4 protein-coding genes are annotated in these 22,087 nt (G+C 42.8%); all 4 read right to left on the bottom strand.

Annotated features, from left to right (window positions below; translation table 11 throughout):
* Positions 1–93: 93 nt before the first annotated feature.
* The 4 genes from KEM09_RS03715 to KEM09_RS03700 all read right to left on the bottom strand — a co-directional run bounded on the left by KEM09_RS03715 (position 94) and on the right by KEM09_RS03700 (position 22,040).
* Positions 94–1,353 (bottom strand): glycosyltransferase family 2 protein, encoded by a 1,260-nt coding sequence (locus tag KEM09_RS03715; RefSeq protein WP_212225703.1) that lies wholly within the window; start codon positions 1,351–1,353, stop codon positions 94–96.
* 58 nt (positions 1,354–1,411) lie between these two features.
* Entirely contained in the window at positions 1,412–2,017 is a 606-nt protein-coding gene (locus KEM09_RS03710; RefSeq protein WP_212225702.1) for an OmpH/Skp family outer membrane protein, read from the bottom strand.
* Positions 2,018–2,199: 182 nt separating this feature from the next.
* Complete coding sequence (locus KEM09_RS03705; RefSeq protein WP_212225701.1) at positions 2,200–3,270, bottom strand: PorP/SprF family type IX secretion system membrane protein; 1,071 nt, start codon at positions 3,268–3,270, stop codon at positions 2,200–2,202.
* Positions 3,271–3,287: 17 nt separating this feature from the next.
* Complete coding sequence (locus KEM09_RS03700) at positions 3,288–22,040, bottom strand: PKD domain-containing protein (protein ID WP_212225699.1); 18,753 nt, start codon at positions 22,038–22,040, stop codon at positions 3,288–3,290.
* Between the last annotated feature and the right edge of the window lie 47 nt (positions 22,041–22,087).

The raw sequence follows: 22,087 nt of genomic DNA, 5'->3' as shown, positions 1-22,087 counted from the left end.
TCAGATTAAAATAAAGAGCTGATTTACAATGAATAATTTTAGAGGAATAGTGAACTATTGCGATAAAATTTGAAGCAGTAAATCAGTTATTTATTAAATTGAATAAGTCTGCTTTTGTTCCATCAGGCGATATTCTTGCAGCAATTCCTTTGTTTCAAATACATCAGCAGACTGTTCAAAGCCTTGCTCCAATAGGTTTAAAGCAGCGTCGAAAACAGGCATTTTTTCCAAAAAGTGCGTATGGGTGTAATTGAGGTACTTCACCACGCGAAATGCGTTAAAAACCTCGTAAAAACGCTTCCTGAATACATCCAGTGATGCACAGTTATCATTAATCGGCTTAAGAGCTGTAAAAAAATCAGAATTCACCAGATAACTTCTCATACGCCCGCGTAGTCGATGCGTAAATTCATCGATGTCGTCCTGGCTCAGCTTATAAAGGTCATCCTTAATATCCAGAAACTCTTTCAGGTCGATAAAAGCCTGTAGGTTGTAGGTTTGGTATTCCATACCTGAATGCAATTGTTCGTTAATGGAAGGCCCTGTGCCAAAAGGCACCCTGTCGGACGGTCTGGCTGAAGGATAAACCTCAGTCACGTTGACTTCACTAAAATGGCCCTGAGGAATCACTTTTTGTAAGAAATAGAAGTCTTCTCCTGCCTGTTTGCGGGGCATCCCTCCTGCCTTTATATAAGCTTCGGCTGTGACAAAAAAACATGAGCCAACTGTATGAAAAGCGTAAGGAAAACCAGCATATCTTAATGCCTTCACATAATACCTCAAATGCAATTCGTATTCAGCAATGGCTTCGTATACATCGTCAGGTAATGCACCATTTAAGGGATGCTCGAAATAGATGGTACCTCCTGTTAATGCATTTGAATGGGTATGTTCGTTTATTTGCTCGAAGTAGTTTTCGGCCACTGTACAATCGGCGTCCAGTGATATTATAAGCCCATTGCTTATACCATGTTGGGCATAGCTCCAGGCTGCATAATCCATCCCAACCTTGCGTGCATGGCCAACACCTGCATGCTTTTTAGGCACATTGTAATCTTCGAGCTTGGTTACACGCAGCGATACAGGTAAGTTTTCACATAGAGCATCTATATTACTATACAAGTTATGCTGCCTGACCTTCACCGTCTCACTGGCCTGTTCTGAATAATTGAATACCAGTATCAGTTCAACCTCAAGCCGTGATTTTGACTGTGCATTACTCAAACTATCCAGCAACACAGGCAGATCATCTTCTTCTAGATAAACAGGCACCACCACTTTAATTGCACTCTCGACAACTGACTGCTGTTGAACCGGATGCTTAGCAAAATATTTTTGAAAAAGAATATCCATAAAAACCAAAAAAGGCAGAGGTCTGACGAACTCTGCCTTTCAATCATTAATAGATTAATTATTTTTTTGATGCAGCATGACGTGCATTTAATACTTCAACAATTTCGTTGGTAATATCAACACCTGCAGCGCCATAAAGCACATTATCTCCAAGTGTATTGCTTAAAATCACCTTGTATGGCTTTTGCTTATTATACTCTTCCAAATAGTTGATTAAAGTATCGCGCAACTGACGATTAAGTTTTTCCTGCTCTCTCATCAACTCATTGGTTAGTGTTTGATTTAACTGAGCTAAATCCTGCTCCGCTTTGGCCAAACGCTGCTGCTCTTTTTGAGCACGTTCCATACTCAAGAAACCGTTGTTTTGTACTTTACGCTGAAACTCAACAGCATCTTGCTGAAACACCCTGGCTTTTTCGTTAAAATCAGCTCTTGACGCTTCTTCTTTGCTCATCAGTTGCTCGTTAACTTCCTTGGCAAATGAGTAATGCAGAAGTAAAGAATCTGTATTAATATAGGCTACAGGAAAAAACTCTCCGCCTGCACTTTGTCCGTCTGCAGCCGTTGCATTATTGTCAGTTCCGGTGCTTTTAAAATGTAATACAAATAATATAATAACAGCAATTAATAAAACGCCATTCAGCACTGTTGATAATTGTTTCATACTCTCCCTAGTGAAATTTAACCTTTAATTTAACGGAGAACAAATATAACTGATTACCCATCATATAAAAATATTTGCTCCTTTTTTTTAATGAACAGTGCAGGTGATTTGACTATCTGCTATTCTTGATACATCAGCAAAAACAGACTAAGCTATTAGGAATGATTAAACAAGCTCAAAGATTAGAAGAATGAACGTGTTTTTCTTCGGTACTTCGACCCTGAACCACTATAGCCAGGCGCACTACATGGTATAGCGCCCCTCGATTTATGCTTCTTAACCGACTGGTTAAAGCGATAGATTACGCTCAACTCATTGGCACCATTGCTATAACCACTTAATTCTGACAATGTCCAGTCATAGCTATATGCCAATCGCGCTGGTCCCACATTGATGCCGAGAATAAATATCAAGCCATCGTTGTTAATGAGTCCTCCATTTGAAGCAAACGGAATTCCGCGGTACCACAACCCCAATTCCATGGGATTAATATACCAGTAGGTGCCGATATCCAATTGATTGAAGTTTTGTTGCAAACGATAGTTAAATGCAAGTGTAATACTTTGTTCATCGTTACGCCTGGCTTTATCTTTATAGCGGTATTTATAGCCGCCATACACTGATGTTTTAAACGGATTATAGGTTTCAATATCGGTGACGCCTACATTGCTTTTTACCAGATTATGCATGGCAAAACCAAACCAGAAGTTATCGTTATAAATCATGGCTGATGCAGCAGCATCAAACTGCTTGTGATTATACTCGCTATTTCCACTTCCGGCACTGGGCAAGGCAACACCTCCATCTCCCTGGTCAGAGGGAAAAATGGCATCCAGCAAACTCAGGTTACGCTCTTTATAGATGAATTCAATACCCGGTCTGACATATATATCCCGGGCAATTTCAATTTCATAGGCATAAAGCGCACTAATATCCTGCCTTACCAATAAACCATTACCACTATCATCGCGCAAAACCATAATGCCAAGACCACTGCTGTACTGATCAAAAAAATGGTCGGCTGCCAAAGCATATGAACGATAGGCTTTGGCAATACCTGGCCATTGATCGCGATACGTTAAACTCATTCGAGTACCTTGTGTGAGCCCTGTAAAAGAAGGGCTCAGGTACATAGGTGTAGCATACATTTGAGAAAAGGATACATCTTGCGCCCTGACACTGATTGACAGCAAACAGAATAAGACGAAAGTGCTCTTTATAAGATAACTAAGTATTCTTTCAAATGTGTGCATATTGTTTATCATGGTTTTTATCTCACTAATAATATACTACCTGCTTTGCTGAACTCGCGTCCATTGGTAAACTTACCTGCTACCTTATAAACGTATACAGCCTGAGGTGCCAGTTGGCCTTTATAGTTGCCATCCCATCCTTCTTCCACATCGTGCGACTCAAAAATAAGCTGTCCCCAACGGTTGAATATCTGAATGTGGTAAACTTCAACATCGCGGTGTTTAGGTTTAAATATAGCGTCATTTCGCTCGCCAATTGTACCCGAATTACCTGCACCTCCAGGACGTGGCTTAAAGGCATTAGGAAACTCTATAAAGCCACTCAACAACGCTGTTACAGCATCTGATTGCGTATACCTGTTTTCGCAACCAAACTCATTCTGCACAGTCAGGCTGATGGAATAAACTCCTTCTTTGGCGTATGTATATGATGGATTCTGCTCAGCAGAGGTCTGGCCATCACCAAACTCCCAGAACCAACTGGCCGCATCAACCGACATATCATAACACCTGATTTCATCCTGCGGCAGGTACACAATTTCAGGTCCTACATTGAAATCAGCTACCGGATGATCATGAACAATTATTTGCTGAGTGTAAATGGCATCATTACCGTCAGGCCCCTCCACTGTTAATACAGCTGTATATGTTCCCGGATTCTGATAGGTATAAACAGGGCCTCTTTCAGTTGTGGTGGCTCCATCACCAAACTCCCATGTAAACGCGCTACCTCCTACCGAATAGTTGGTAAACTTCACTTCCAATGGGAAGCAGCCAGCTTCGTTATTAACCGTAAAGCCAGCTTCCGGCACCTCTTTATATTCAATTATTACATCGTCATATGCCTCACACCCATCAGTTGTAATGGTCCAGCGGAAGGTACTCTTTCCGGCCGGCAGGTTACGAACAGTTGTATTAAAGAAGTTTGGATCATCAAAAGTACCGCCTCCGGCTACAACAGACCATACACCATTGAATGTACCAGGATTTTGCGCCTGCATGGCATATTCAGGCTCGTAAGTAACATCATCTTCACCGGCAAACGGATAGGCTTTGTTACTGGTAATAACCACCACATCTTCTGTAACACAATCACCATAAGCAATCGTCCACTTATAGATATTTTCACCATAGCCAACTCCCGTTACCATGGTATTGTACTTGGTGGCATCATCAAACGCACCACTACCACTTACTACTGTCCATTCTCCAACTCCATCAACCGGTATATTGGCATTAAGAACAATATAATCTTCACAGGTAGTGCGGTCATCGCCTGCAGCTGCCTGGTCTGGTGTTTTATTAAAGATAGTCACCTGATCAGATGAGAAACATGCCCCATTGGTAATGGTCCACATCAGAATATTCTCGCCAAATCCCAGGTTACGGATAGTAGTTTTGGCACCCGAAATATCATCGAATTCACCTTTACCAGATACCAGTGACCACTCGCCGATACCCAAACCAGTCGGTGGAATATTAGCATCAAGCGCTGACCAGTCTTTACAATCCTGAACATCGGGACCTGCATTAGCTACAGCTGCAGCATTATTAGTTACAGTAATTGAATGGCTCAGTTCACATTGTCCCTGTGTAATGGTCCATCTTAGAATATTGGCGCCCGGATTAAGGTTCGATATTGTAGCTGTTGGGCTGGTTGGATCGTCAAAATTACCTCCGCCTTGCTCAATACTCCACAAACCACTACCAAAGGATGGTGCTTCTGCTTTCAAGCTCATAAAGTTCTGACAACTCTCCTCATCCTTTCCTGCATAAGGTACCGATGGTTCGTTATTGATGATGCGCACTTCATCGGTAGAAGTACAAACACCATTGGTGACGGTCCATCTGAACACATTATCGCCTTTTGACAAACCAGTAACGGCCGTTTTAGCATTGTTCACTTCGGCAATAGTACCTGATCCCATTAACACATCCCATGCTCCAACACCTGGCATCGGAATAGTCGCATCTAGTGTAGTGTTATCTACGCACAATTCCTGCAGGTTACCTGCATAAGCTGTACTTGGTGAATTATTGGTCATAACCACTTCTGACTTGGTTTCGCAACCACGATAATTAATGGTCCATCGCAGTACATTGGCACCTTTAGCAAGATTACTAACCTTTGTATTAGGATTATTAATATCTTCAAAGACAGCCTGACTGGTACCACCTACTATGGTCCATGTTCCCATGCCTGGGTTAGCTGTATTGGCAGCCAGTTGCACTTCATCAGAACACAGCTCCTGATTATCACCTGCGAAAGCATCAATTCGATTAAAGCTTACCATTACATCTGCCTCTGAAACACAACTATTATGCGTAACTGTCCAGCGGAAGATATTATCACCAAAGGCTAAATCTGTGACAGTTGGATTATGCTCAATCATACTACTAAATGAGGCTGAGCCATTCAATATAGTCCACTCACCTTCACCCCTGGCCGGATCATTAGCAGAGAGCACTGTTGAATTACTCACACACAATGACTGATTATCGCCTGCAAAAGCTGGTGATGGACTATCATTCGTAATAATCACTTTACTAGTTGATGAACAGCCACCATAATTAATTGTCCAAAGCAGCTCATTTGGCCCTGGCTGCAATCCTCTTACAGTAGTATATGGATCGCTTGGATCGTCAAATATAGCCGTTCCGGCACCTGCTTCAACACCCCAGGTTCCTGTACCCGGAAAAGCAGCATTGGCAGAAAGCACTTTATAATCTTCACAAATTACATCATCGTATCCGGCAAAGGCCTCAATCAGGTTGAAGTGGATATCCACTTCATCAGTTGAGATACATCCATTATTGTCGATAATCCATCGGAATCGATTGACACCATTACCTAAACCAGTTACAAGGGTGTTGCGGTCAGTTACATCAGTAATAGTACCCGAACCAGCTACCAACTCCCAGCGGCCAACACCTTGCTCAGGATTATTAGCTGAAAGCACAACCTCACTTTCACAAACTTCTCTATCGTGGCCTGCAAAAGCTACTGACGGTTGATTATTCTGCACCTTAATGGTGTCAGAAAGCTTACAGTTCTCATTATCAATGGTCCACACCAGTAGGTTTTCACCTGGCGCCAGTTTTTTGGCCCAATCCCTAAGTAATGGATCCGGTTCGGCATAACCACTTGCTACACTCCATTTACCGGTTCCAAACGCAGGTGTATTAGGTAATAACTGTATCGAATCTGTACAAATCACTTGATCTTCACCAGCATCTGGTGTCGTTGGTGTATTGTTTGAAATTGTGATATATGCTTCAGAATAACACCTACCTAAAGATATGCGGTACTTCAACACATTAGCTCCTTGACCTAAGTCTCTCACAATGGTTGATGGAGATGCCACATCGTCGAACAAACCGCCTCCGCTAACTACTGACCACTGCACGACGCCACGGCCTGGCTCCGGTGCGATAGCACTTAACTCAAAGGTATCAGTATTACAGATAGCCTTGTCTAAGCCTGCATAAGCTTGTGCCACAATGTTGTTAACAATCACCACTGTATCTTTCGATTGTGTACTACCATTGTATAGTGTCCATACAAAATGGTTTTCGCCTTTATCCAAGTTTGTAACAACGGTGTTAAACTTAGTTTTATCCTCAAAATTACCATTACCAACCAGTACGCTCCATTCTCCTAAAGCATTGATAGGCTCATTCGCGTTCAGTTTGATTTCACCCGTACAAGTAGTATCGCGTTGACCGGCATTTGCCTGCTCAACAGCTCCATTGGTAATGGTTACATCAGAGAAATAACTACAGGTTCCGTTAGTCACCGTCCAGCGGAATATACTTTCTCCTTGTCTCAAGTTTGTAATTAATGTACCAGGATTAGTAGGATCATCAATATCACCGCCGCCTAATACCAATGACCAGATACCAGTTCCCGGACTTTCCGGTGTATCTGCTACCATTACGGCGTTAGGACTATTCACGTAAATGGGGTCACCGGCTGAAATTTCTCGTTTATCCCCATTTGAATCGAGGTAATAAGGATTGTTATTGGTCACAAATATGCTATCAGATGATGTACATCCTGCATTATTAATGGTCCATACAAAACCATTACGGCCGTAATCCAATCCTCCGATTAAGATGCTTGGATTATTAATATCTTCTGGTTTGAAAGTACCACCACCTTCACCTGCAATTAACGACCATTCACCTGTATGACCTGGTAACGGTGTATTGGCGTTCAATGTCACTGTTTTTCCACAAATAATTGTGTCTTTGCCAGCATATACATCCACATGCAGGTTATTGACAATCAGATCGGCAGATGAAGAACAGCCATTATGAACAATCGTCCAACGGAAAATATTCTCACCATGAGACAAACCATTCACCTTCGTATCAGGTGCACTGACATCATCAAAGCTACCTGAACCTTTAATAACCGACCAGAAGCCTTTTTCGCCCATGGCTGCTAATGGCGTATTACCTGTTAGCACAGCTTCGTAGGCACAAATGGTTTGCGCGGCTCCTACCGAAGCAGTTGTAGATGAATTATTGGTTATCACAACCTCGTCGGAACTTTCACATCCGTTCTTGTTCAATGTCCAGCGAAGAGTATTAGCCCCCCTGCCCAAATCACTTATGGTGGCCACAGGACTATTACCATTGTTGAATATGCCCGATCCCATTCCCGCAGGAATAGACCACTGGCCAGTTACTCCAGCACCTGGCACAGTAGCACCAAGGGTATACACATCATCACATTGAGTAACATCATCGCCTGCAAACACATTCAGTTTATTATTGCGAAGCACTACAGTAGCAACTTCAATACATGAACCGTTCTGCATGGTGTACGTAATGGTTGTCTCGCCAAGGGCCACATCAGTCACATTGATATTGGCAGCATTGGGGTTAGCACCAATATTGGCCGAACCGGAAACTACCCGCCATGTACCAACTTCACCTGCAAGCACAGGTGCTGTGGCAGATATATCAGTAAAGTTCTCACCACATACCAAATCAATTACAGTGGCCGGATTACCATCCTTATCGTAGATGACCGGCACAGTTGGCTGATTATTAAACACATCGACAGTCGCTTTACTTTCACAGCCATTCTTAACAATAGTCCATTCAATGGTATTCAGGCCATCACCTAAATTAGTGATACGCGTTATTGATGCAGAAGGCGTTTCTATATTTCCACTCCCCACTATGACGGTCCAATAACCATGACTGGCATCTGTATAAACAGGCGTACCAGTAACTGTTACTTCACCGTCACACACTGTGTTATTATCAGCGGAAGCACTTATGACCACCTGATCGTTAAAGATGCTAACCTCGTCGGATGATGAACAGCCTGTTGCTGTATTGGTCACCGTCCAAACGAAGGTATTCTCACCATGGGAAATACCTGTAACATTAGCATTAAAGAGGTTCTCTTCGCCAGCTACTATACGGGCTGTTCCTGCTGCAACTGTCCATTGCCCCGTGAAACCTACACCAGGATCAACCGCATTCAGCTGATGTGTAGAAGCACAAACACCATACTCATCGGTTCCTGCGTTGGCCACAGGTAATGGCGAAACAGTTACTAATAAAGGATCAGACTCAGGTCCATCACCACAAGCATTGGTAGCCGTCACTTTTACCTCACCAACAAAATTATTATAGGCAGGTTTCACCTGAAGCTCAACTTCAGTACCTGTATTATCACCAATAAATTCAAGACCTTCAGGGATAGACCAGCTATAAGAGCTGGCATTAATAACCGGATCAATGCGGTACCTGAGCCCCGTTTCTGTTTCACAAATATTTACGGGACCCGCTGGTATATTAGGTTTAGCCGGCAGCAAGCTGGCTGTTACACCAATCGATGAATTAGCCCCAGTAGTACAACTATTTACGCCGCTCACTGTGATTAAGCCGCTACCTGTAAATGAATTCAAGAACTCAACGGTGATGGTATTTGTACCATTGCCAGTAATGATAGTTCCCATAGCTGCCGGAACAGTCCACAAGTAAGTATCGGCATCTGCAATAGCACCTACCGAATAGGTACCTGTACTTCCCTGGCAAGCCACCATATCACCGGTAATAACGCCGGCAGCAGCCGGATTATTTTCCACATTAATGGTCAAAGTTGTACCTCCGTTAATTGGCACACTACACCCTTTTGAATCGGCCACTGCCACCAACTGGTAATTAGTTGTTACAGATGGTGAAATTGGTAATTCGTATGTATTACCTGTTAAAGGTGTAGCATTAAAGGTGCGATTAACCCCATTTTCACTGATGGTGACACTGTAATCTGGCGAACCTGTTGGGAATGTAAATTCTAAAGCTGAAGCTGTGCCCTGACAAACCGTCGTGCTGCCTGATACAGCCATTGTCACAGATGGAGACTCATTAACTATAATATCCACTATTCCTGCCACTAATCCTGAACAGCCATTGTCATCGGTTACCGACACCAGGCTATAGGTTGTATTGCTCACAGGTGATACATTGACAATCGTGCTTCGATCTGCCGTATTAATATTATTCAGCGTGGTAGATGTTACACCATCGGTATAGGTCACCGACCATGGCGATACGCCTTCCACTAAACGTATACGCAATGATGCCGTTTCGCCTTCACAAATCTCACCATCACCTACCAACGACAATTGAGCGATTGGTTGCTCATTTACTACTACCGTAGCACTGCTGCCATTATTACCAGGCCCTTTCGGACATCCACTGCCATCTTCGATATCAACCACCGAATATACAGTGCTTACAATCGGCGTAACATCCACCACAGTACTAATGCCAGTAAGAGTAGCTGTTGTTCCATCGCTTAAAGTAACATCCAATGGGTTGGCTGCGCTCACCGGATAATTACTAACGGTCAATTGTAAGCTGGCCGTTTGACCCACGCATATAGTCGCATCATTATCCACATCCACAATGGCGCTCAATTGATTGATAGTAGCTGTTATTTGTGCCGAACAATTATCGCTTAACACAAAGGCTCCATCACCATTGCTATCGTCAATAACAGACAGCCAATAGCCTCCTGCCGGCAGATTATTTAATGGATAATCAATTCCCTCTTCGATATTATCTAATTCACTACGATAACCTTGTGGCCCTGTAACGGTTACTTTGTAGTAGCCTGAAGCATCAGGTACACCACCTTCAACACGGAAATTCATGGCACCGGTTGAGGCATTATAGCAATCAACGTCTTGCGTTATAGCAGCTGTAATTACTAATGGTGCAGGCTCAGTAATCGCCAAATCATTTCGACTGATGGTATTACCTCCGTTGTCGCTTATCTCAACACGATAGACAGCTGCTGCCAGGTTGTTTTGACTCAAGGCGTCAGCATTAACGGTTTGAATCACATTATTACCTGAGTCGTAAAGTGTAATGGTATATGGAGCGGTACCTCCGTTAGCTGTTACAGAAATAGCCCCGTTTCCATCACCATGACATGGTCGTATGTTATCGATCAATACAGTCATGGTCAGTGGCATATTGGGCTCTTCCACAACAATACCATCAATGGTTACATCGCAGCCATTATCATCTGTAACGACAACTTTATAACTACCAGCCACCAAGTCGCGCGGATTAACCGTATTTTGCGTAATACCAGCTATTGGGTTACCCAACAGATCAATACCTGTCCAGGCGATATTTTTTCCACCAGTTCCACCACTTACAGTAATGAATATTTGTCCATCGTTACCACCTGTGGCACTTACATCTATCACATTATCCAATGTTGCAGATAAAGCTGTTGCTGGTTCCTGGATTTCAATATCAAGTGTGGCAGAGCTACAGCCATTGGCATCTTTAACTGTTACCGTATAGTCACCGGCTACAAGGCCGGTTTGCGTATCTGAATCCTGAATAAGATTAGCAGATGGCCCAATCCATACGTATTCATAGTAAGGATTTCCAGCTCCGTTAATGAATGGTGTACCCCCGCTTGCCACAACACTTATCTCACCGCTTAAATCACCTTTACATAGTACATCAACCAGATTATCAACACTTACTGATAATACAGATGGTTCGTTCACTGTAAATGCTTCCTGAATATTACAACCAGTGTCATCATCTGTTACAGTAACAACATAGTTACCGGCGCTCAGGCCACTTTGGTTACGTTGCCCCTGTATAATCCCTGTACCTGAACCCGTCCAGTTGTAACTATAGTTACCAGCCAGCCCACCTGATACCTGCACTAAGGCGATACTGCCATCGGTTCCACCGTTACAATTTACCGGTGACACATTACTGATTATTTCGATATTAGAGTCAACACCCACCACAATGTCAAAGGATTTCACACAAGCAACTGTACGTGAATCAGTTATTTCAACCGTATAAGTACCCGCTGAAAGTTCACTCTGATTTTGAGCATTGACATCCAATTTGGCCGCGTTGCCATCGGCCGTTGACCAAACAAATGAATAGGGGGCAGTACCACCATTTACAATAATACCGATTTCACCATTTTCAGTACCTGCACATGTCTGGTTCTTCACCGTTGGTTCAATTGTAATTGGCTTGGTTAGTTGTATCGTTTTTTCAATAAAACAACTTGTTCTGTTTTCCAATGGATCGGCATCCCACACTTTAAGCGTATACGTACCACTTACCAAACCACTTAAGTCTTCCTGATCTTTATCGGCGGCACTTACCACGCCACCATCGCTGGCACTCCAGTGGTAGGCATAGGTCCCACTTCCACCTGAAGGCGTTACATCAATAGCTCCGTTAGCTCCGTCGCAATCGGCATCTGTTGGTATAAATGTAAAGTCAATGGCCTCAAATTCATTAACCGTAAAATCAAATGGTGCAGATACACAACCATTAGCATCTTCAACAACAACCGTATAGGTACCTCCCGACAGGCCGGTTTGATTTTGGTCTGCTGCCACCAGACCACTACCATCAACGCTTGTCCAGGTATATGTATAAATACCTGAACCACCACTTACATTAATGGCTATCTGTCCATTGGCATCACCATTACAAATGATATCCGTTGCTGTGCCAGTCACTATTATAGGAGCTGGCGAATTTAGATCGTAGGACCAGATATAAGTACAATTACTTCCGTCTGTTTCTGTATTATCTGTAACGGTTAATTCATATGTTGCGGCATCAAGCCCACTAATATCGAGGTTATTACTATAGGCTACTCCATTTCTTGTCCACTGATAACTGAAGTTACCCGATCCTCCTGTTATACTGATGGCGATGGCACCATTGACATTACCATTACAATTTAATTCTGTAATAGTGGGTGTAATCACCAACTCTTTAGGCACATCAATTGACTTTGTTACTGCGCAATTATTATCCGCAACAGTCACCGTATAGGTGCCGCCTACTGTTAATCCAGTAAGGTTCTGGCCATTATAAACCACGTTACCAGGGCCTCGCCATGTATAACTAAAATCAGCAGGCGAGCTGGTATTACCTCCAGTCGGATTAAGTACATTAATACCACGCTCATAAGGATCACAACTTTCTACGACAAATTCCAGATCATAAGTAATTTCTGGAGACTCTTCTATCAACCAGGTCTGATTAACGCGGCAACCATTAGTATTGTCAATAACTTCCAGCAAGTACGAGCCAGGTTCCAGATTCTCCTGACCATCAATGCGGGTATTATCAACCGGACCAGGTCCTGACCAATTGAAGGTATAATCAACTGTACCTGTAATATTTACACCAGATATTTTACCATCATTAGCCCCATAGCATGTTAAAGGCACAGCTACTCCGGTAATATTCAAAGTAATATCTTCCCCAACAATGAACTCTTTGGAGATGGTACAAGCTCGGTCATTATCAGTCACATTCAATATATAGGTACCTGCCGCTAAATTCTCCTGGTTTAGTGAGTTGTTATCACTCACTACGTTGCCATTAACTTCATCCCAATCCCAATCGTAATCAGTTGCACCGCTGATGGTAATATTTCGGATAGCTCCCACATTATTGGTAGTTGAAGCACAGGTATTATCTATGACTAAACCATCAACCGTCAATAGCTCCAGATTAACAGTTTCTTCAAGCTGAGTACAGGCCGACTGTGTTGAAGCCAGCATATCTACTACCTTAATAACATAGATTCCTGAATTCAAGCCAGTATAAGTTACAGTCCCTTCAGTTATAACATTTCGAGTTGTTTCGCCAGTTACAGTTATTTCGTAATGAGGATTACCACCAGCATCTTTGTTACCGCCATGAATATCAAATACTATCGCTCCGGTTCCTTCCGTATCACAAGCAATTGTTGTGGCTGTATTATCCAATGTTAATACCAGTGGATCAGGAGCATTAATAGTTACATCTTTAATCACAGGATTTGTTACGCAACCATTTGAGTCACTTAATCTTAACTGGTAGAGTCCGGCTGTCAGGTTATCAACCCTGAACAAGCCGTCATTAGATACCAAATCAGTCACATTATCACCTGTATAATCTAAATAATAAACACCACTTCCTCCAGTAACAGCTAATTCAATTGCGCCTGTTGCTGCGCTCGAACACGTAGTAATATTAATCGGATTAATATTTACATATTGGATTTCAAGCGGTTCTGTTATAACGATATCAGATGAAGTAACAGAACATGGATAGTTTATGGCGTCAACTGCACTTACAACAACGCGATAAGTTCCTTTCGTAATATTTGTAAGAGAAGCATTAGCTGTTGGCGCCCCGGTATTTACCCAGTTCGTACCATCAAATACTTCCCAGTTATACACAAACTGCCTGTCTGATGGGCCTCCCAGAATGCTCACTTCGATTGCACCATCAGCAAGACCAAAACAACTGACATTCTGTTGTTTGGTAATCACAACAGACATCTCACCTTCGATGCTTATTGATTTAGTCAGGCTACACTTGGCTAATTCATCTGTTACTGTAACCGTGTACAAACCCTCTTGTGTAACATCAATATTATCAGTCACATCAGGTAACAAGTTACCATCCGGTCCTATCCATCTGTAAGTATAATTAGCAATTACACCATTGCCCCCAACTAATCCATCTACATATATTCGTTGATTGAATGGTGAACAACTTAAGGCATTTAACAAATTAAAATGTAGATTTTCAGGTTGTTTGATCTCAAATGTTTCAATGGCCGAACACCCTGTTCCAGGTTCCCTAATCTCCAGTTGGTAAAATCCAACATCCAGATTCGTCTGCTCTGTTAGATTCTCATTACCAGCTGCTACTCCTGTCCATGTATAAACCGGTGGCACACTGGCCGTATGAATAATGTTAGTAATCGAACCATTGGCCTGATTATAACAGTCTACATCTTTTAAATCCCAATTGGTAATTTCGACCTGGCGATCGTAATCTACAGTATACGTTAAAGGAGGTAATGTACATCCGCGATCAACATCTGTAAGTGATAGGATGTAGGTGCCAGCTCCTAAATTATACTGACTAATGATACCCGGCGAGTTTACAGTTGTTCCATTCGGATACGTCCATACCCACGTATAATTACCTGAACCAATAATAGTTAACTCTATAGACCCATTATCAACGCCACCTGGACAGGTTTTATTAATAATTGATTCTGTCACCTCCAGATGTGATAATGTCACACTGGTTTCATAAGCCGGATCGGGACACGCGCTTGTTGGATCCACTGTTGCCAGGTTATCCCATACTCTAATAGTATAAGTTCCTGGTGCTAAGCTTGGTAAACTAAAGGTATACGATGGAATCGCGAGAACATCGATTTGCGTACCGAGGTTAAAACCATTGTCGCCTGTAATCACCAAATCGTATACATTATGATTATTACCTGCATCCTGAACACCGCCGGTGATATCAAATGAAATTACACCATCGTTTGGTCCAAAGCACGAAATGGTACCAGTCACATTTGTAAGACTTACAGCTTGAGGAGCTGTAATAACAAATGGCTTAGTAACTGGTGCACAAGCATTATCATCAGTAACACTAACGGTATAAGTGCTTCCGGCCGGCAGATCTGTAAATGTAAATGCAGATACAGATAACGTTTCTGTTCTAGTAATAGTTCCATTGGTAACAGTTACGGTATATGGCGCTGTTCCCCCACTCACAGAAACTTCAACCTGACCATTATCATGTGAAGAACAGGTTGTGATATTTTTAACAAGTGGATCTGATAAAGTGAGAGCAGCTGGTTGTGTGATGATCATACCACCTAGCACAGCCACACAATTATCAGATGAAGTAACAGTTACTTGCCATACTCCGGCATCAACTGCATGAGCTGATCCGATGGAAGGCGTTGAGCCGGTATCAATAGACGGTGCTCCTGTGGTCAGGTTCTGCCAAACATAATTAAAGACGTGTCCAGGCTCTCTTCCAGTCATGCTGACTGCCAGGTAACCATTATCGGCCGCATTACACAGTAAATCCTTATGCTGTGTAAGATCCTCAACGACAGTTAATTTTGGTTCACGTAACGTAATTATGTCAGATTGAATACAACCTGAAGCAATATTCTCTACGGTTACAATGTAATCGCCAGCGTAAGTTAATCCACTCTCAGTAAACGAATTACCTGAATTAATATTTCGTACAGCAATGGCAGGTGCACCAGCTGGCACCACCCAGGTAACACGGTAATTGTCCGTTTCAGATATAGTTACATCAATCTCCGCTTCGCAATTATCGTAGTTTTCAATTCCATTAACAGTAAAGGCGACAGGCTGTGTAATTGTAATAGTTTGCGTTACAGTTCCACCACTGTTATCGAGCACAGTTACCGTGTAGGTTCCGGCTGCCCCAGCTATTTCATGGTAATTGGCTGATGTTCCGGAAATTGATTGAACCGGATCAGCATTTCGCTGATATTGAATTGTATAGTCAGGTGTTCCGCCAGTAATCGAGATGAGCAATTTTCCATTTTCACCATTACAGGCTGCATCAACTTTTGCCAGGTCGAAAGCCAAAGGAACTGTTGTATCACCAATCACAAAATCTACCCGGTGATCACAACCCACTACACTACCAGTAATGATAACGTAGTAATTTCCCGGATCCAAATTAGCAATTGACGTAACACCTATTGCAATCGAAGTGTTGGTACTGGTAAACCACTCATATGTATACGTAGCCGGATCGCTACCGCCACTAACTGGTGATAATGCTGCTGTTCCATTTCCAATAATGGAGGGATCGGTCGCTGCATTGGTGATCGTGTTTGGTGTCGTCGTCACTGTAGCGTTCCAGGCCAAAGGTTCAGTAACCGTTTCTTCAAAAGTAAAGGTACAACCTCTCAGATCTGTTACCACCACTTCATAGGTTGCTCCGGCAATTCGCTTACCTGCATTTGCCTGATTCAGATCCTGTGTGGTTCCGAAATTTTCGTTGGTCGCTTTGTTGCGCCACTGGTATGTATAACCTGGCCAACCGTCATTTACATCAATATCAATCTCACCGGTGTTTCCGCCTACACACTCAATATCGCTTTTGCTATTCAAGGATACCGAAAGTGGAGCGGCCGGATTGTTGATAACTACATAGTCTGACTGATACACCTCACATAGTGTACCTTTATTGCGCACCCACAAATCGTAAGTACCTGCCGGTAAACCACTAAATATCGGTGAATCCTGGTAAATAGGATTTCCACCTGCGTCGGTAGCAATTGCATATTCAAATGAGCCAGTTGGCTGACCACCAGTTGCCAAGGCTGTAAATGCTCCGTTGGCTTCACCAAAACAAACAACATGCTGAATAGCCGCAGCCGGATTAATTGCTATTGCCGGGTCATCGGCAACAGTTATATTATTAAGAGCTGCGGTACAACCTTTTACATTATCCTGTACGATAAAATTATACGTACCAGCCGAAAGAAAATCGAAAACTGGTGACGATTGCCAGTTGGCACCTGCATCTCTTGAGTAAACATAATTAACATTGGCAGGATTCGCTGTAAGCACCACCTTACCATCATTATTACTATCACATGTTGCATTTGTAACGTCACCACTTAAATCGATTACCGGTGCTTTTTCTATGGTAAACACCTCATTAACAGAGCAGTCATTGCCATCTAAAATAGTAATTGTGTGAGCACCATTGGTAATTCCATGAATTTCGAAGGTAGGCGGCACAGCCAAAATGGCCCCTGCACCATCCATCTGGTAGCGATAAGGTGCTGTACCTCCGGTGATATTCAAGGTAATATATCCGTCAGCATCGCCAACACATGTTTCGCCCGTTGGGGTTACACCAACGGTTAAACCACTGGCTGGGCCAACAATGGTAACTGTAAAACCGGCCGTACAATGCGGATGTTCGCTGTCTCTAACTAATATGGTATGGTTGCCTGTTGATAAAGTACCAGTTTCATAAGTAGTTGAAGCTGTAGGTAATGTCCAGTTTGTTCCTCCATCGTATGAATACCGATACTGACCTGAACCACCTGTGGCTGTTATTCTCGCCTTAGCCGCATTAACCCCAAAACACTGATTATCATCCTGACTATTAAGTACTAATGTCAAGTCGGCTTCTTTCTCAATTGTTACAATAACCGAAGAAGTACAACCATTGGCATCAGTCACATTTACGGTATAAGTTCCTTCTGACAACTGCGTCGCTGTTAACAGGTCGGCACTCAGGTTAGTCACCGTTGCCGGCCACTCAACCAGGTAACCACTTGGATAAGTTACCAGGTCGGTAAATTTCGTTCCTCCTGAAATGGTTAACAGTGCAGCACCATCACAGTCTGCAGGGCTGGCTGCACAATCACAACCGTTTTTACTTAGCTGAGTATAAACAACATTCAAAGCTGCAGCAGCAGAATTGATGGTTACATTCACCTCTCTTCCAGCTGGTAAGGCACATGCTGTACCTGACTGATCGGTAATTCTGAACTGATAATCTCCAGGTACCAGATTAATAAAGTGGTCTGGTGTAGTATTCGGATTCACAGTCCATGCACCACCATTCAAACTATACTCAAATGTATAGTTACCACTTCCGCCGGAAGCTATTAATTTTACCTCCCCATCGTTAGCACCAAAACAAGTGACATGCTTCACTGCATTGACACCATCAAGTTGAAGCAACAAGTCATACAACTCAACATTTACATTACCTGACATTGGTGCTTCGCAACCTCCAAGCCTTGCCCACACGGAGTAGGTACCAACAGCTGTCACGCGGTTATCAAAATTCATTGGGCCTCCACCAACTGGTCCGGTCTTGGTTTGAACGGGTGTACCACCTAATCGTAACTCATAAGTTACCCCCGCGGTAGAACCGTCAATACCAATAAAAACACCCTTAGTAGCAACAGGATCGTCCACACAGTAGGCACCACCACCAGTCACCTGGTAAACATCTACAGGTCCTTCAACAATGGTGAAGTTCTTTTCGCTGTAATTAGTGCATCCTGCAGCATTGGTATATTCATATAATAAAGTATAATTCCCTGGAGATAATAATCGTGTATCAAAATAAGCTTCCCCATCCAGCGCTCCTGAATTAATGACACCTGTGTTTTTATCCGGATCGGCTGTTGGATCTGGCGTTGGATCGGCTGGATTCTGAGTTGGGAATCGTCCTGTGCCACCATTGGGTAGTAATCCGTATAAGTTGACAATGCCAGTTCCCTGACACAGCACAGCACCGTCACTGATACCATTAAAGTTGGCACCGTCGGATTGCAGTATCTGAATATTTTCGGTATGCTGATAAATACAGCCATTACCCGGGTTCTCATAAATGTATGTAACAGCATAATTACCAGGCCCCACTCCCGGATTTAACCAACCTTTGCCATCATTGAGGGCAATGCCCTCAGCTGCATATTCATTGAGCACCAGATAATCACCACCTGGGTTAGTAGCACTGGTAAAGTTACCTGTTAATGAGGCTGTACCATCAACCAATCCTTCAATCACCACACCAGGTTCATTATCACAATAGGTAAGTGATGGGTCTACCTGAATATCAAGCACAGGTGATGTAACCACTTCCACATCCATGGTTTTTACCGAGCGACAACCCAAGCTATCGGTGGTAAAAGTAATTGTATGAATTCCCTCTCCGGCAATATCCGGATTGAAATAGTAGACATTACTTACTTCTGTAACGCCTGTTCCGGTAAATACACCCGGATTAGATGTTACCTTGGTCAGTTTAACTGGTCCCTGCTGTTCACAGTACTTACCAGTTCCTTCAATACTGAAATCCGGATATGGTGCTTTTTTTATCTCAACAGGGTATGTTTGAGAGGTCAAACAACCAGTACCATTGTCATAAAGATATGTTATCTGATAAATACCATCCATCCGTGTAGACGGATCAAACCAGGTGCTGTTGCCATTGGCAATTGGCGAATGAACCGTGCCATTAGGTGCTTGAATTGAGAAGTAGCCTCCTGCAGGAGTAGCCGTTAGTGTCTGAACTGGATCACCCTGACAAAACGTTTGGCCATCCAGATTAAACACCAGTGTGGCTCCCACTGTGGTTGAATAGGTTCTGCGTCCTGTACAACCGGTAGCATCAGTATATTCATAGGTAATATCAAAGGTACCACCACCAGCTTTATAAGGATTGAAAGTCGCAGTTCCGTTGCCATTGTCTACAAAAGCAGGATCGGCTCCTGTTGCAGCCCAGGCTGGTAGAATGGTAAAAATGCCATCGCCTGGCACATTGCCTGTTAAGGTGACATCCTGTGCAGGATTATCGCCACAATAGAAATTAGCCAGACCGGTATAATTAACGGTTGCATTCAGATCTGCATTAATTGTTACTCTTTCGGTAGCAGTGGCATCACAACCCAATGAGTTAACAGCAGTATAGGAGAAGTAATAATCACCAGGCCCTTGGTCTGCTACTGCCTGAACAGTATTAAAATCAGCTGTACCGTCACCATTATCATTAAAGAAGCCTCCATTAGGAAAACAAGTGAAACTGCCAAACGGAACGGCTCCACCACCGGGCGGGTTACCTTGCATGGTCAAAACACCTGCGTCAGCGCAATAAGAAGCATTAAGCCCTGTAATAGAAACATTTGGCACAGGATTAACAGTAAATAACTTGGTATCGCTATTGGTACAGCCCGTCGTTACATCGGTGTATGTATAAGTTACACTCTGGCTTCCAACTGGCATAATCGATGGATCAAATACTGCTGAACCAATATTGTAACTACCTCCCGCGGCAGGCACACTGGATAGTGTCACCGATGGATCATCCTGACAGAAAGTATACTTAGGAGAAGTAAACGAAACGGCAGGCAGCGAATTAACGGTAATATTTTTGACAGCTGAACCTACACAACCTTTATCTGATGTTACCGTAACATCATAAGTATGGATAGGCTGAATACTAGGCGTTACATTAATATTATCAAGTCCAGGTCCCTTAGCTCCTGTGCTCCAATCATAATCAACTATAACTATTCCAACCGGTGCCACAGAAGTCCCCAGGTTGATTGAATTACCCATACAAACCCTGTCGGGTCCTACTAACGTAACCGCAGGTTTAGGATTAACCGTTATTTGCGCAGAGCCATTATTGACGGTATTAACACATCCGTTCTTATCAACAATAGACTTGATGGTAAAAGTTGTTGTAGCTTGTATATTTGGCGTACGCCAGGCATCATCATAGGTATTAGCCACAAATGCATAATCATTGGTACCGTCGGTAATCACAACGTTCCATGGTCCCTGATCAATTGGGGAAATATTGAGCGTGATATCAAACTGATCCGGAGCACCGAAACATTTTTCAAATATGGTTCCTGGAGCAATACTGGCAACCGGGGCACTTGCCAGATTGACAGTCATATTACCCATAGTTGTTTGACAACCTGAGCCATTATGTGTAGCCTCTAAATAATAAGAAGTTATACCAATGGTATTAACAGTACCCAAAAACAGTTTATTACCTGTATTATTTCCATTTATAGGCCCTAACACATGTGTTCCACCACTATAAACGTTATAGGTAACCTGATCTTCGCTATTTGATAGATATAAGTCAACACCAGTGCTTGAACAGCCAGTTGCATATGTGTTACCATTAATATCCTGCAACTGATAAGTCTGTGGAATATTTGAAGCTGTAAAAGAGACTGGCATAACAGCTGAAACATCGGCAACACAGGCTCCCCCGTCCGAAACAGCTTTAATAGTAAATATTTTATCGGTTGAAAAATTACCTAAATTAATAGGGTAATTGGTAATATTCGTACTGACATTAAACAGCTCTGTAATAACTGCATTTGTCTCATCAGTAATGGTTATATCATAGTAAGAACTACCTCCTTGAATGGTCACATAAACGATTGCATTATAAGGGATTATACAAACATCAGGAGTGTTGGTATAAAAATCTATAACGATAGGTGCTCCTGCACTCCCAAGCAGTTTTTTAATATTTATGCGGTAGGTTATTCCATTAACAATCCAATCTAATCGCTGGCCACCTCCCACATCTTTGGTTCCATAGATAATGGCATTTTCGTCATTACCTGCCAGTATCAAATCAGGATCACTGGTTACGAATACACCTCCGGTTTGATCGGCCAGCGGGATATTGGCTCCTGCACCAATAGCATTTGCCAATACTTCTGACGCATAAATGACCCCTCCGGTACATTTATTGTCGTACTGATAGATTTGGCCAACGGCCTTAATTCCGGATAATAATAACAACACAAGGATTAACATCGAAGATGCCATCCTCTTTTTTAATCGGTAACCGATTAACGCTTGGGTATTTACGCCCATAACCCCCTTTTTAGTTTCTTATACTTCTAGTCTTAAAAAAACTGTAC

Origin of the sequence: Carboxylicivirga mesophila, assembly GCF_018271975.1 — a bacterium.
Classification (GTDB): Bacteria; Bacteroidota; Bacteroidia; order Bacteroidales; family Marinilabiliaceae; genus Carboxylicivirga; species Carboxylicivirga mesophila.
The sequence above is the reverse complement of the archived record's forward strand: the minus strand, read 5'-3'. Positions and strand labels throughout refer to the sequence as shown.

Bases quoted from the DNA above. Each gene is read 5' to 3' on its own strand.
- KEM09_RS03715 (WP_212225703.1), bottom strand. From the start codon at position 1,353: ATGGATATTCTTTTTCAAAAATATTTTGCTAAGCATCCGGTTCAACAG.
- KEM09_RS03710 (WP_212225702.1), bottom strand. From the start codon at position 2,017: ATGAAACAATTATCAACAGTGCTGAATGGCGTTTTATTAATTGCTGTT.
- KEM09_RS03705 (WP_212225701.1), bottom strand. From the start codon at position 3,270: ATGCACACATTTGAAAGAATACTTAGTTATCTTATAAAGAGCACTTTC.
- KEM09_RS03700 (WP_212225699.1), bottom strand. From the start codon at position 22,040: ATGGGCGTAAATACCCAAGCGTTAATCGGTTACCGATTAAAAAAGAGG.